Annotated in this window: 16 protein-coding genes, 1 tRNA gene and 1 riboswitch; of the genes, 11 read left to right on the top strand and 6 right to left on the bottom strand. The window is 46.1% G+C overall.

Annotation, left to right across the window (positions count from 1 at the left end; genetic code table 11):
• Positions 1-47: 47 nt before the first annotated feature.
• Together HP401_RS28735 and HP401_RS28730 are read right to left on the bottom strand one after the other, a co-directional pair.
• Positions 48-123: transfer RNA gene (locus HP401_RS28735), tRNA-Thr, on the bottom strand.
• Positions 124-297: 174 nt separating this feature from the next.
• Positions 298-1,167, bottom strand: coding sequence for a YitT family protein (locus tag HP401_RS28730; RefSeq protein ID WP_015892813.1), 870 nt, complete (start codon positions 1,165-1,167; stop codon positions 298-300).
• Positions 1,168-1,408: 241 nt separating this feature from the next.
• On the opposite strand from HP401_RS28730, the gene HP401_RS28725 reads away from it, so the two are divergent.
• Positions 1,409-1,705: a Fur family transcriptional regulator gene (locus tag HP401_RS28725; RefSeq protein ID WP_142497247.1), complete on the top strand. Its 297-nt coding sequence runs from the start codon at positions 1,409-1,411 to the stop codon at positions 1,703-1,705.
• Positions 1,706-1,774: 69 nt separating this feature from the next.
• Here HP401_RS28725 and HP401_RS28720 read toward each other — a convergent pair whose 3' ends face one another.
• Positions 1,775-2,617 (bottom strand): aldo/keto reductase, encoded by an 843-nt coding sequence (locus HP401_RS28720; protein WP_173607515.1) that lies wholly within the window; start codon positions 2,615-2,617, stop codon positions 1,775-1,777.
• Between the two features lie 174 nt (positions 2,618-2,791).
• Here HP401_RS28720 and HP401_RS28715 point away from each other — a divergent pair, with 174 nt between their 5' ends.
• Together HP401_RS28715 and HP401_RS28710 are read left to right on the top strand one after the other, a co-directional pair.
• On the top strand, positions 2,792-3,151 hold the full coding sequence (locus HP401_RS28715; RefSeq protein WP_016741407.1) for a winged helix-turn-helix transcriptional regulator: 360 nt from the start codon (positions 2,792-2,794) through the stop codon (positions 3,149-3,151).
• Positions 3,152-3,226: 75 nt separating this feature from the next.
• The gene (locus HP401_RS28710; protein ID WP_173607517.1) at positions 3,227-4,171 is read left to right on the top strand and encodes an aldo/keto reductase; all 945 of its coding nucleotides are present in this window, start codon (positions 3,227-3,229) and stop codon (positions 4,169-4,171) included.
• A gap of 14 nt (positions 4,172-4,185) precedes the next feature.
• Here HP401_RS28710 and HP401_RS28705 read toward each other — a convergent pair whose 3' ends face one another.
• Complete coding sequence (locus HP401_RS28705; RefSeq protein ID WP_173607514.1) at positions 4,186-4,995, bottom strand: serine hydrolase; 810 nt, start codon at positions 4,993-4,995, stop codon at positions 4,186-4,188.
• A gap of 166 nt (positions 4,996-5,161) precedes the next feature.
• Between HP401_RS28705 and HP401_RS28700 the strand changes: the two genes are divergently transcribed.
• Positions 5,162-6,274, top strand: coding sequence for a GerAB/ArcD/ProY family transporter (locus HP401_RS28700; protein WP_173607513.1), 1,113 nt, complete (start codon positions 5,162-5,164; stop codon positions 6,272-6,274).
• 20 nt (positions 6,275-6,294) lie between these two features.
• Here the strand turns inward: HP401_RS28700 and HP401_RS28695 are convergent, their stop codons facing one another.
• Together HP401_RS28695 and HP401_RS28690 are read right to left on the bottom strand one after the other, a co-directional pair.
• The gene (locus tag HP401_RS28695; protein ID WP_173607512.1) at positions 6,295-6,975 is read right to left on the bottom strand and encodes a copper homeostasis protein CutC; all 681 of its coding nucleotides are present in this window, start codon (positions 6,973-6,975) and stop codon (positions 6,295-6,297) included.
• Positions 6,976-6,993: 18 nt separating this feature from the next.
• Positions 6,994-8,019, bottom strand: coding sequence for an asparaginase (locus HP401_RS28690; RefSeq protein WP_173607511.1), 1,026 nt, complete (start codon positions 8,017-8,019; stop codon positions 6,994-6,996).
• Positions 8,020-8,173: 154 nt separating this feature from the next.
• Positions 8,174-8,217: riboswitch (PreQ1 riboswitch) on the top strand.
• A gap of 97 nt (positions 8,218-8,314) precedes the next feature.
• Between HP401_RS28690 and queC the strand changes: the two genes are divergently transcribed.
• The 7 genes from queC to HP401_RS28655 all read left to right on the top strand — a co-directional run bounded on the left by queC (position 8,315) and on the right by HP401_RS28655 (position 12,681).
• Entirely contained in the window at positions 8,315-8,983 is a 669-nt protein-coding gene (gene queC, locus HP401_RS28685; protein WP_173607516.1) for a 7-cyano-7-deazaguanine synthase QueC, read from the top strand.
• Positions 8,983-9,471, top strand: a complete 489-nt coding sequence (gene queD, locus HP401_RS28680) for a 6-carboxytetrahydropterin synthase QueD (RefSeq protein WP_015892823.1) — start codon at positions 8,983-8,985, stop codon at positions 9,469-9,471. Before queC ends, queD begins: the two co-directional genes overlap by 1 nt.
• Positions 9,468-10,187 (top strand): 7-carboxy-7-deazaguanine synthase QueE, encoded by a 720-nt coding sequence (queE, locus tag HP401_RS28675; RefSeq protein ID WP_142497240.1) that lies wholly within the window; start codon positions 9,468-9,470, stop codon positions 10,185-10,187. The genes queD and queE overlap by 4 nt, the downstream gene beginning before the upstream one ends.
• A gap of 41 nt (positions 10,188-10,228) precedes the next feature.
• Positions 10,229-10,726 (top strand): preQ(1) synthase, encoded by a 498-nt coding sequence (gene queF, locus HP401_RS28670; protein ID WP_007729714.1) that lies wholly within the window; start codon positions 10,229-10,231, stop codon positions 10,724-10,726.
• A gap of 349 nt (positions 10,727-11,075) precedes the next feature.
• Positions 11,076-11,858, top strand: a complete 783-nt coding sequence (locus tag HP401_RS28665) for a hypothetical protein (RefSeq protein WP_173607510.1) — start codon at positions 11,076-11,078, stop codon at positions 11,856-11,858.
• Between the two features lie 122 nt (positions 11,859-11,980).
• Positions 11,981-12,184, top strand: a complete 204-nt coding sequence (locus tag HP401_RS28660; RefSeq protein WP_016738696.1) for a hypothetical protein — start codon at positions 11,981-11,983, stop codon at positions 12,182-12,184.
• A 131-nt stretch (positions 12,185-12,315) separates the two neighbouring features.
• On the top strand, positions 12,316-12,681 hold the full coding sequence (locus HP401_RS28655) for an HsmA family protein (protein ID WP_173607509.1): 366 nt from the start codon (positions 12,316-12,318) through the stop codon (positions 12,679-12,681).
• Positions 12,682-13,026: the final 345 nt, after the last annotated feature.

Here is a 13,026-nt window from a genome sequence, read left to right as displayed (position 1 = left end):
CGCGCTATCAAGCGCTCCATTTCGTTTCCCAACTACTGATTAGGTAGTGGTGCCGGCGATAGGACTTGAACCCACAACCCCCTGATTACAAGTCAGGTGCTCTACCAATTGAGCTACACCGGCATTTGATTTGTTTTTCGTTATGTGCGTTTCGTGTGTGTCCCGCTCACGAGATTTAATATAGCACGTATAAATTTTAAAAGCAATAGAAAATCTAAAATAATTTCATTCATAATAAAAATCGAACGAAAAAAGAGCAGTGGAATTACTCCCCACCGCTCTTTTCTTCTATTAATATTATCCTGCTCGAAAGCCCTCTCCTAACACTTCCTGAGCAGGGCACAAAATAATGAATGCATCGGGATCCACCGAACGCACCATGATTTTAAGCTTGCTCACTTCACTTTGGCTGACAACTGCCATGAGCACCTTACGCGCGTCTCCAGTATATCCACCTGCACCATCCAACAAAGTGACACCGCGGTCCAAATCGTACAAGATGGTTTCTCTCAGTGTATCTGTTTCATTCGAAATGATATAAGCGACTTTGGATGTATTCCAGCCCATCTGAACAATATCAATTGTCTTGCTGGTCACAAACAATGCGATAAGTGCATACAATGCTTTTTCCGGATCAAATACAATCCCTGCAAACAAGATCACCAGTCCATCAAACACAGCTACACATGCACCCAAGCTAATTCCTGAATATTTGTGGAGGATTTGCGTTGCAATTGAAAAACCGCCCGTCGATCCTCTCCCCCGAAACACGATACCAATCCCAAGCCCCACCCCGATTCCTCCATAAATACTTGCAAGCAGAAGATTCGTGGTTAACGGCTGCAGATGACTGGTCAGCATGACACACAAAGGGAGAACAATGGAGCCAACCGCCGCCTTCATACTGTATTGCCGATCGAGAAATTTGAATCCTAATAGAAACAAAGGAATATTCATTGCCCATTGCACCACGGCTGGAGAAAAACCAAACAAGTTGTGTAAAATCGTCGATAGCCCAGAAACGCCTCCAGAAGCAATTTGGTTTGGATTTAAAAACAGATTGAAGCTAGTTGCCAATACTAGCGATCCTAGAACCAGCATGCCGTATTCGAGTACTTTTCGCTGTGGACTGTTCATCTGGATTGCGGTTCGTCTTTTTCGTGCCACATGGTCCCACTCCTGACATTATCACGTAAGCAAAATCCGCACATACACTACCATGTTTTGGTGGAAAAGAAAACCCCTTTTTCCTCATCCCTCTTATGTAAGATTTACGCATCCCCCAGAAACATGCACACGCAAGCCATGAGCCGGATAAGATACGGAAAGAAAAAGTTGACTGCACACAAAATAAAAAGGATAATTATCATATAGTAATTATTATAATATAAGAACGAGGTGACCTGTAATGGACGATCATATTGTCAGTGTCACACAACAAGTCAAGCATCTAGGAAAAAGATTAACCATCCAAAGAAGAGCCGTACTCCTTCTTATGCTTACTACTCGGAAATTCTATACAGCCAAAGACATTTATCACGCTTTGAAAAACGAGATGCCAAACATCACACTCTCAACCGTTTACACCAGCCTGCGCTTTTTCGTGAAAATGGGTATTTTCAAGGAGCATGTTCACCACGACTCCCCCAATCAATTTGAATGTGTGATCACAATGGACGACATTCAGTTGCCAGAAGTCATTTGATTCCTATTCCTTTTCTTCAACGCAAATAACTCCTGAAATCATCAGGAGTTTTTTGTTTACCGTCAGCTATTAAAAATCAAAGTTATCTGGGTCTGGACCAACACGGTGATTTTGATTCAGGGAATGAATCATTTCCATGTCTTCTTTCGATAGTTCGAAATCAAATACGGATGCATTTTCGACGATTCGATGCTCTTTGGTCGACTTTGGAATGGTCACGACGCCATTTTGCAAATCCCAGCGTATAATGACTTGGGCAATGGACTTCCCGTGTTTTTCTGCAATTCCTTTTAGTACTGGATTGTCCAATAGCTGACCTTGCATAAGCGGAGACCATGCTTCAAATTGAATCCCTTGCTCCTTGCAGTAGGCACGCAGTTCATCTTGGGACAATCGCGGATGGAATTCCACTTGGTTGATCATCGGCTTAATTTCAGCGTCTTTAAGCAGCTCTTCTAAATGATGAACGTGGAAATTGCTCACCCCGATCGCTTTTACCAATCCTTTTTTGTACAGCGTCTCCAATGCTCTCCATGCTTCTTTGAACTTTCCTTCTACCGGCCAGTGAATGAGGTACAAGTCCAAGTATTCCAGCCCAAGTTTTTTCAGGCTCGTTTCATATGCTGCCAACGTTGACTCATACCCTAAATCCGCATTCCATACTTTAGAGGTAACAAAAAGATCTTCCCGAGTGAGGCCCGCTTCCTGCAAACCTGCACGGATTCCACGGCCAACACCCTCTTCGTTGTTATAAATAGCGGCTGTGTCGATACTGCGGTAGCCATGCTTGATTGCGTTTTTTACAGCTAGCTCAAGCTCCTGACCTTCCTCTACTTTAAAAACACCCAGACCCATCCAAGGCATTTTTACTCCGTTGTACAGTGTAGTTGTATCTTGCAAATGTTTTGGCATAACTTGTCTCCTCCATTCTTGTACTCTATGTTAGTATGACTGTTTCCAGTCACCTAATGTGCTTCATGTCGTTTGACAAGTGTTATTATGAGATAAACTAACGAAAAGAAAAAGTACGCACTTTTTTGTGTGATAGGCACTAATAAGTACCTATCGTTTAGGAGGAAATCAACAGTGAAAAAGAAGTATAACATATCAGTGGAAGCTACACTTGAGGTCATCGGCGGTAAATGGAAATGCGTTATTTTGTGTCACCTGACTCACGGAAAAAAACGTACAAGTGAGTTGAAACGACTGATGCCGGGCATTACGCAGAAGATGCTGACACAGCAACTTAGAGAGCTTGAAGAGGATGGTATCATCAGCCGGATCATTTACAATCAAGTTCCGCCAAAAGTAGAGTATGAGCTCAGCGAGTACGGCTGGACCTTGAAAAGTATTCTCGATTCGCTCTGCTTATGGGGCGAAAAGCATATCATTAAGGAATACGGCGACAAGTATGCTGTATTGGAAGAAAGCATTTTAAACCAATAATTGAACGGGAGTAGGTGAAGTGGCTTGGGAGCACTCGAAACACCTGTCTTACGTAAATTGGGGGGCTCAGACCTGATGCTTTCTCCACTCGGTCTCGGCTGCTGGCAGTTTAGCAATGGAAACGGAATAGTGGGGAAGTTTTGGCCTGTCATTGGACCTGACGATGTTTTAAAAATTGTGCAGACGAGTTTGCATGGGGGCATTAACTGGTTTGATACCGCAGAAGTATACGGCAAAGGTCAATCAGAACAGATGCTGGCAAAAGCCCTTAAAGACGCCGGGACACTAGCTGATTCTGCTCATATTGCGACAAAATGGTGGCCTGTATTTCGCACCGCCAAAAGCATCGGGAGCACAATCGACGAGCGCATTCGTTTACTCGACAACCGCACCATCCATTTGCATCAAGTCCACCAGCCCTACTCCTTGTCATCTGTTGCAAGCGAAATGAATGAAATGGCCAAGCTCGTCAAGCAAGGCAAGATACAGAACGTAGGCGTCAGTAATTTTTCCGCCAAAAACATGCGGGAAGCTGATCGCTTATTGCGCGAGCATGGGCTGCGTCTCATCTCCAATCAAGTGAAATACAGCCTGCTGGACAGACGAATCGAACAAAACGGGATTCTGGATACGGCAAAAGAGTTGGGCATTGCCATTATCGCCTATTCTCCGCTTGAGCAAGGGATTCTAAGCGGCAAGTTTCATAAAAATCCAGCCCTTGTTCAATCCATTACAGGACCCCGAAAATGGACATCACCCTTTCGTTCCACCGGGCTAAAAAAGTCCCAACCGCTCATCGCAGTCCTGGAGGGGCTTGCACGTAAATACGATGCATCCGCTACACAAATTGCCTTGAACTGGTTGATTCACGCTCATGGCGAAACGGTTTTTGCGATTCCAGGTGCGTCCAAGGTCCATCATGCGGAGGAAAATGTCAAAACTATGCGCTTTTCTTTGACCTCGTCGGAATTGCAAGAGATCGATAAGGTTTCCAAACAAGTTCTGTCCATCAACAATTAAAAAAAGCTGCCGATCTAATTATCGACAGCCAAAATAGCGTAGTCATACACAGCTCTTCCCAGTAATCCCAGTGTGTTCACAGCGGATTGAGCGGTTACATCTTTGGATAAGGCCGTAATCGAAAAGCAGCGATTGTTCGTATACAGCAAGCCTACATCATGCTGTCTGCCGGTATCCCAGCCGGATTTACACGGCAGTTCCCATCCATGATAATTGGATTCTTCCTCATTTGGCAATTGGGACGGCAGACCATTACGGACTTGCTGCTTTTTCATAATGCCGATCATCTCTTTGCAGGCACGCTGAGACAGAAAACTGCCCGTTGCCAAATGACCTAGCATATTCGCAACATCCCCAGCGGTTATCCTATTGTTTTCTGTGATATCGAGTGGATAAATCATGAGTTTGCGTGAATAACAGCTTTGGTGCATTCCCAAATCAATCATGGTCTGATCAATCTGATCTTTTCCTACCAAATCAATCAGCATATTTGTCGCCGTATTGTCGCTCTGAATAATCATGAGGGTCACCAAGTCGCGAATCGTGAGCCTCAAGCCTGGGGATAGCGCGTACAAAATCCCCGATCCCCCTACCAGATCCTCTTGGCGTAGGACAAGCTGATCATCCACTCGAAAATGCCCCTGCTCACTTGCCGCGAAAACGGCAGCCATGATCGGCACTTTGATGACGCTCTCCGCAATAAACAGCTCGTCCGGTACATGTTCAAAACGGGTTCCTTTCGCTGAGCCCTGTTCCTCCACAACGACGCCCCAAGTCCCCTCCGCTTGTCCGATAATAGCCGACAACCTTTTTTCCAGCTCCACAGCTTTTCTTCCCTTCTCCCGTTGCTCGTAGTTTTTTGTTGTCCCTTGATTATCATACTATTCCGAAAACAAATCAAACAAGAGACCGTACCCGCTTACCATTCGTTTATCCATCCTGAACTTGGAAATAATACGTAAGATAAACCTACGGACAAGGTGATGCATCATGCAGAACTCCGATAAAATTGGCAGCCGCCAATTTGTCATCCTCGTAACATTCGTCACCATAGGAGATTCCATCTTGATCTTACCTTCTGTACCTGCGACTGAAGCGGGTCACGATGGATGGCTATCAGGCTTGATCGGCATGGCGCTGGGGCTAACCATCGTATACTTGTTTTGTCTAGTTGGTCGCATCTACCCCGAACAAACGCTGATTGAAAAGAACAAGCTCGTATTTGGACGTTGGCTCGGGACAGTCTTTTCCATCCTCTTTATGGGGGCTGTGTTAATCAATGGCGCAGTCTATATACGAACAATTGGCGATTTCATGACTACGCACATTATGAAAGCAACACCTATTCAAGCTGTCATGTTTTTACTTGTTGCCTGTGCCATATACGCTGTTCGTTTAGGCCTTGAAGCTTTTGCACGGACCAGCGAAATCTTTTTTCTCTGGTTTGTCCTTACGTTCGTTTCGTTTTTTCTTTTGTTAACCCCTCAGTTCCAATTCGTGAACCTTCTCCCCTTCTTGGAAAATGGCATGAAGCCCGTTATAAGAGGAGTATTTTCCGTGACCGCTTTTCCCTTCTCAGAGCTGGTTATTTTCCTCATGATTACTCCACTTCTCGATGCAAAACAAAAGCTCACATCTGCATTTTTGCGAGGAGCGATATACGGTGGCGTTTGTCTGCTTGCCGTCATCTTCTTATCGCTTTTAGTGCTCGGCCCAGAATTGGTTTCCCGTGAGACGTTTCCTAGCTACTCCCTCGCCAAACGAGTCCTTGTAGGAGAGTTCTTTCAAAGGCAGGAAGCGATGATGGCTCTCATGTGGTTTGTTTCCATTTATTTCAAAGTTGTACTGTATATGTATGGCTTCTGTGTAGGTATAAAGCAGTTTCTCCGTTTAAAGGAGCATCAGTCGCTCACCTTGCCCATTTGCATCTTATTTGTCGCCATCGCGATTATCATCGTTCCAAACCAAGCTTTTTTATACGAAACGTATACGTACTGGCCATTCTTTGATTTAACAATAGGGTTCTTGTATCCGCTGATTCTTCTCGTCGGTTACTGGATACGCAAGCAAATGAACAACAAGCCGGCTACCCTCCAGAAGTAAGGTGTCGGCTTGTTTTATGCTTACAGTAGTTGTTTGATCGCTGCCACTCGCTCTGCATCAACGTATCGGAGAGCCTGTCCTTCCTCTCGTACTGCCGATCCAAAATGAACCTCTTTGACACCCGTACGTTTTACGAGGTCTCCCACGTTAGCCAGCGACAATCCGCTTCCTGCCAAAATCGCGAGCTGTGTGTTCTCTGTCAGCTTGACGAGCTGCTCGATGCAATCAGCACCCTCGATTGCCGTTTTTTTGCCCCCAGAAGTTAGAATCGTACGAACCTGGGGATATTCCAGGAGAATACGTGCTGCTTCCATTTGATCGACGGCATTATCAAACGCACGGTGGAATGTCACATGTAATGAACCTGATTCACCAAGCACCTGCTCCATCCCCCGCTGATCAAGCCTATTTTCCGGAGTCAGCATGCCAATTACGACACCTGCCGCCCCAAGCTCACGGATGATACGTACATCCTGCCGCATGACAGAAAGTTCTTCTTCTGTATAGCAAAACGATTGGCTATGCGGTCGCACCATGACGTTTACGGGGATCGAAACCGCCTTGACCACCGCCTCAATCAATCCCCAGCTCGGAGTAATGCCTCCCTCCAAAATTCCCGAGATGAGCTCCAGCCTATCAGCTCCGCCCTGCTCCGCACGTTTTGCATCCTCAACTGAAGTCGCAATCACTTCCACTAGCATGATACTTCGCCTCCATTTTTAGCTTTTGTTCAAGACAAAAACTGGTCGTTTCTCCCCAACCACCAACTGATTGTCGTTTTTAATAGCTTTTGGCGCCAGCGCATGCAGTCGGTCGATGGTTTCCTGATTATCATACTGAATCTGCTCCAAGATCGACGCGATTATAAGCGGCCATACGAATTCAGAGCCATTCAGTACCTTAAGCGAGAAGCTGAGTCTCTCCTTTTTCAAAGCAAAGCCGTATACGCCCATCGCTCCGCCTTTGGCGATTATATTTTCATCCATTAAAAGAGCTGTACAGATGAAGTTGTGACTGGCAATGATCTCAGGACTCCTCGTCATCCAGCCTGTCACTCTCTCTACTGCCTCACGCGTCTTCTGATCCTCGATCAGATCCGGGCACGCGAGCTTTAGATAAGCAATCGCCAGGTTCTTGAGCGGCAACGCAAAAACCGGGAAGCCACAACCGTCGACGCTTAGCTGTACCTGCTCTTTTGGATAATCAGCAAGGCTGGCAACCACCTCCAAGGCCTCTTGTTGCGCTGGATGCTCTGCCTTGTAGTAATCATGAGTGGAATATCCTTGATCCTTTGACAGCGCCAAGTACCCCAGATGCTTTCCCGCACAGTTATGAAAGAGCCTGCGTTTTTCTATACTTTGGGACAAGCAAGCAAACTTCGGCTCCTCGTTGAGTGGATAAGTCGGGCACGTAAGCAATTCGTTTTCCTGAATGCCGGTCTTTTGTAAAATCGACTCCAAGCGTTCTATATGATAGACTTCACCACGATGTGAGGCTGCAAAGAGTGCTGCTTCGCTGTTATTCAGTCCGAATTTTTCATCAATTTTACGTTTAGCGATCGGAATGGCTTGAAAGGGCTTAGCTGCTGAACGCAATAAGGTGATATGATTCACATCTCCTGCCCGATAAGCCACCTCTCCTTTTTCATTCACGCCGCACACGATGCCGTTATGTACGTTCTCCAGAATACCACCGCGATATTCTTCTACTAAAGGGACGTCTCTTATCAAAATCACCAACTCCACTCCATGTTGATCGATTATGAAAAAACACTAGCAGTAGCACCCTCCATCCGTCAATCTTTTTCCAAGCGATAATCCCCCCACTTTTACGGTGATTGTTGTATAATGTCTCAAGGCACCCACTTGGGTTCCACAAATAAGAAATCCGTGCATCTGCACGGGAGAGGTTCGCGAACTCCCTCTATAAAAAACTAAGCTGGATAACAGTACCTTTCTTTGGTATTGTTATTGTTTTTTTGCAGGAAAGTTCAAGAACTCTCTTTCTTCCCATTCAATTAAGAGGAGATGGAGAGCAATGATGAAAAAGGAAAAAGCCGTTGTTGTCTTTAGCGGAGGTCAGGACAGCACTACCTGCCTGTTTTGGGCAAAAGAGCAATTCGGCGAAGTAGAAACCCTCACATTTGACTACGGTCAGCGACACAAGCTGGAGATCGAGTGCGCCCAGCAAATTGCCGCAGAACTCGGCGTCAAAAACTACGTATTGGATATGAGCCTGTTAAACCAGCTCGCGCCCAATGCACTCACCCGCACAGATATTGACATTACCCAGGAAGAAGGCCAATTGCCATCCACGTTCGTCGACGGACGCAACTTGTTGTTCCTTTCCTTTGCGGGCGTTTTCGCCAAGCAACGAGGAGCACGTCACTTGATTACTGGTGTATGCGAAACGGATTTTAGCGGTTATCCCGACTGCCGTGACGCCTTTATCAAATCACTCAATGTGACATTGAATTTGTCGATGGACTATCCGTTTGTGATTCATACGCCGCTCATGTGGCTGAACAAAGCACAGACGTGGAAGCTGGCGGACGATCTGGGTGCCTTCACCTATATTCGCGAAAATACCCTCACCTGCTATAACGGCATCAAAGGAGACGGCTGCGGCGAATGCCCTGCTTGCCACCTGCGAAAAGCCGGTCTGGACACGTATCTTTCTGAGAAAAATCAACCTGGAGAAAAAGCCTGATGAGCGCGAACTTTGATTTTCGTATCGTCGATCGCATGCAGGCACTGGGTACCCATATTCAAAAATCACAGCTTCGCTACCATAACAAACGCGTTTTGGTAAGCAAGGAATTTACTTTTGACGCTGCACATCATCTGCACGCTTATGAAGGAAAGTGCAAAAACCTCCACGGCCATACGTACACGGTTGTCTTTGGCATCAGTGGCTTTCCGGACGAGATCGGACTCGTGATCGATTTCGGTGACATCAAGCAAATCTGGAAAGAGCACATCGAAATTTATTTGGATCATCGCTATCTGAATGAAATGCTCCCTCCGATGAATACCACTGCCGAAAACATGGTCGTGTGGATTTTCGAAGAGATGGAAAAGCAGTTGCAATCAGATGCCTACCGCGACCGCTACGACGGCGCTCGGGTGGAGTTCGTTCGCCTGTTCGAGACACCGACCAGCTATGCCGAGGCAAGACGGGAGTGGATGATGGAATGATCCCGGTCTTGGAAATATTCGGCCCTACCATTCAGGGCGAAGGAATGGTTATCGGACAAAAAACGATGTTTGTGCGAACCGCTGGCTGTGACTATCGTTGCAACTGGTGTGACTCCGCTTTTACGTGGGATGGATCTGCCCGTGATGAAATCCGGCAAATGTCGCCCGAGGCTGTCTGGGAGGAGCTCACTCGCTTAGGCGGGGACCGTTTTTCTCATGTCACGATCTCCGGGGGAAATCCTGCGCTTTTGGCTGGCATCGGTGACTTAATCGCCCTTTTAAAGGAGCATGGCATTCGCACAGCAGTCGAAACACAAGGCAGCAAGTGGCAAGCGTGGCTTCCACTGATTGACGACATTACGATATCTCCTAAGCCGCCTAGTTCCGGGATGCAAACAGATTTTCAAGCGCTTGATCGAATTGTGCACGAGCTCCTGGATCAAAAGCATCCAGGACTTAGTCTGAAAGTGGTTGTTTTCGACGACGCCGATTTTGCCTATGCACGCACCATCCATCAGCGCTTTCCAGGGGTTCCCTTTTACTTGCAGCCAGGAAACAGCGATCTGACTGACGCTGATACGCCTTCGCTTCGGGATAAGCTTTTGGAGAGCTTTGAATGGCTGATCGATCAGGCGATGGCGACAGCTGACATGAATGACGCGAAGGTTCTTCCCCAACTACATGCGCTTGTCTGGGGCAATAAACGAGGCGTTTAAACGATATTTTACTTTCATGAAGAAAAGAGGACTGTACTCATATGGCACACCAACAAGAACGCGATTTATCCTCCCTCACTCTTTTGGGAAATCAAGGGACAACGTACAACTACTCCTATGACCCGAGCGTATTGGAGTCTTTTGACAACAAGCATCCGTACCGCGATTATTTCGTAAAATTCAACTGCCCGGAATTCACCAGTCTGTGCCCGATTACCGGCCAGCCGGATTTTGCGACGATTTATATCAGCTACATTCCTGATATCAAAATGGTAGAGAGCAAGTCGCTCAAGCTATACTTGTTCAGCTTCCGTAATCACGGTGATTTTCACGAGGATTGCGTCAATGTTATCATGAACGATTTGATCAAGCTGATGGACCCGCGCTACATCGAGGTATGGGGCAAATTCACTCCGCGCGGCGGCATCTCGATCGATCCGTATTGCAACTACGGGAAACCGGGGACGAAGTACGAGGAGATGGCGAGCCATCGGATGATGAATCATGATATGTATCCGGAAAAAGTGGATAATCGGTAGAGCGAACAGACTATGAAAAAGGAAAACCCTTATTTATTAAGGGTTTTCCTTATTTTTTCTTCGGATTCAAAGTAGTTACTTCCTCAACCAAATCGTAAAAAAGACTTGCTTTTAACCAATCAGGTGTTGTGTAAAAGAATGGTCCCTCCGCGGTATGATCATGAGTTTTCTGTGTGGTTATTTTCAAATCCGCAAATATAATGTCGGTCTGACTCGGTATGGTGTTCCTCCTTTATGGTAACGATACATTTTAGCTGATTGATAATAGGAGGAGATTCACACGACTGAGAAACATCGCATATCCGTTAATGGCCTGCCTCCGAATGCGCATATTTCATTTCGTGAAAATGTGACGCAACCCGAACTACGTCAGGCCGCTGAGCGCTCTATTGCCACACTCATCGCAAGCTTCGAAAAGAAAATTGAACAAACCCTTGCCACTGATACATCGAAGTCGAAAGTACAGACAAGGGTCTATGCACAAGGTGATCCATCTAACCTACAGTCTATAGACCTGAACATTCCTGATACTGCCCACATTCGGACGCTGGCTATTGTCCCCCCTTTTGATTTCACATGGAGCTGGTTTCTCCCAGATGGAAGTCCTCCCACTTTCCAGAATCTCAATAACGAAACAGGTGAAGTCGGTTTAATCGCCAGATCAGGAGCTGTATCAGGAGAAGGTGGAATAGGTGGAATAGGTGCCCCAGGCTTCATAGCGGCACATGCGGGTTTTGGCATAATGCTCTCCACAGATCGCGAAGTGTCCGCAACTGGATACGCCTCTCGACGTTTTGTGCCCAAGTGGCACCTGTCTAGCATTGAATCTGCGGATAGTGTTATGGTTGAGGCAGGCACAGAGCTGACCGTACTGAAGGACGGGCAACTGGTCAACAGTGCAAGTGGGAAGCTGTTCAGCGAAAGTGTACATGGAAACGGTGGCGGTCACTACGAATCATCCGGTTACGTTGATGTGACCAATCCACCAAGCCTCAGCTTCGCAATGTCTCCCGGGCACCAGTACACCTTTAACGTTGGCATTTGGGTATTCTCGAATAAATCGGGGAGCCAACACGCTTTTGCGGAATCATGGTTAAGTGGAGCAGTGCTCTCGATGAGCGTCGTACGATGAGTACATTAGAACCCTTATTGTAAATAAGGGTTTTTTCCTTTTCCAATTGGAAATCAAGATCATGATCGTTGGTGTGATTCTACTCCTTCTGCTACGTTTTAGTGCGGAAGGAGGTGATTACCATGACCAAGCATCTGTATTTCTATGCAAGTTTCGAAGATGCAGCGCGACTCAATCGGGAGTTGATTCAGCTCGGCTACAGGAATTACTATCTGGAGCCACATGAACATCTGGTTGCTTTTGTTTTTGAACCAGTGACCGAAGTGAGTCAAGCGATCTTGAGACACTTGTTTCATGCAGATGGTCCATCGCACCTAGACAACTAGTTTTGCAGTACTGGTGCTCCTCATTTGAGGGGCATCGGTACCTCCATTTACACTGTCGTTCATCTTGTGTTCATGTTCAACGATTACACTTACAAGCGTAGTCAGAAGAAATGAACAGGAGATGATCTTACATGTTAGCAGCAGCCGTGATTTTTATAAATCTGGCTCTCATTGCCTATACGATTGGGGTATGGAGCGAAAAACGTTCAGGAGAGCTAAAGTTAAAACACCTTATCTTTTTTGGTCTTGGCTTAGCATTCGATACGATCGGAACTACGTTTATGAAACTACTTGCTGAGAACTCCAGTTTAAATTTGCATGGCATTACTGGGTTGATCGCTCTGATCTTGATGTTTTTCCATACAGTGTGGGCCTGTGTTGTCCTTTTGAAAAAGAAAGAACATCAAATCAAGCAGTTCCATAAATTTAGCTTGATCGTATGGATTTTATGGCTTGTACCTTATTCCATTGGCGTCGCTTTAAGCTTTATGAAATAGGAATGCTCTCCATTACACTCCGCACGCGGACAGTCTACCTTTACCTCAACCCTCTCAACCGATGAGAGGGTCTTTGCTTTTCTCGTGGCTGTTCAACCCATCGTCAACTTTGCCTACCATTCGACAATATCTCTTAAAGTAATCAGAATGATAATTGTATAAGATGTAATAAATTGGGATTTCCAGAATTATACTGAACCATTTCGGAAAGGTTGATGCCCATGTTCAAAAAAGCACTTATAATCCTGTCATTAAGTTCAGTCGTCGTAGTACCCTCTCTAGCCACACAAGTCCAAGGGGCAGCGCTCGCTCCACAGGAAAAAGCAGCCACGTATGGTGAAGAAT

The sequence above is a fragment of the Brevibacillus sp. HB2.2 genome, from assembly GCF_013284275.1.
GTDB lineage: Bacteria > Bacillota > Bacilli > Brevibacillales > Brevibacillaceae > Brevibacillus > Brevibacillus brevis_D.
This window is presented reverse-complemented; position numbering and strand designations above follow the sequence as displayed.

What these genes read in the sequence shown, in the direction of transcription:
- HP401_RS28725 (WP_142497247.1), top strand. Translation starts at nt 1,409, where the DNA reads ATGGACGATCATATTGTCAGTGTCACACAACAAGTCAAGCATCTAGGA.
- HP401_RS28720 (WP_173607515.1), bottom strand. Translation starts at nt 2,617, where the DNA reads ATGCCAAAACATTTGCAAGATACAACTACACTGTACAACGGAGTAAAA.
- HP401_RS28710 (WP_173607517.1), top strand. Translation starts at nt 3,227, where the DNA reads ATGCTTTCTCCACTCGGTCTCGGCTGCTGGCAGTTTAGCAATGGAAAC.
- HP401_RS28700 (WP_173607513.1), top strand. Translation starts at nt 5,162, where the DNA reads ATGCAGAACTCCGATAAAATTGGCAGCCGCCAATTTGTCATCCTCGTA.
- HP401_RS28695 (WP_173607512.1), bottom strand. Translation starts at nt 6,975, where the DNA reads ATGCTAGTGGAAGTGATTGCGACTTCAGTTGAGGATGCAAAACGTGCG.
- queC (WP_173607516.1), top strand. Translation starts at nt 8,315, where the DNA reads ATGAAAAAGGAAAAAGCCGTTGTTGTCTTTAGCGGAGGTCAGGACAGC.
- queD (WP_015892823.1), top strand. Translation starts at nt 8,983, where the DNA reads ATGAGCGCGAACTTTGATTTTCGTATCGTCGATCGCATGCAGGCACTG.
- queE (WP_142497240.1), top strand. Translation starts at nt 9,468, where the DNA reads ATGATCCCGGTCTTGGAAATATTCGGCCCTACCATTCAGGGCGAAGGA.
- queF (WP_007729714.1), top strand. Translation starts at nt 10,229, where the DNA reads ATGGCACACCAACAAGAACGCGATTTATCCTCCCTCACTCTTTTGGGA.
- HP401_RS28660 (WP_016738696.1), top strand. Translation starts at nt 11,981, where the DNA reads ATGACCAAGCATCTGTATTTCTATGCAAGTTTCGAAGATGCAGCGCGA.
- HP401_RS28655 (WP_173607509.1), top strand. Translation starts at nt 12,316, where the DNA reads ATGTTAGCAGCAGCCGTGATTTTTATAAATCTGGCTCTCATTGCCTAT.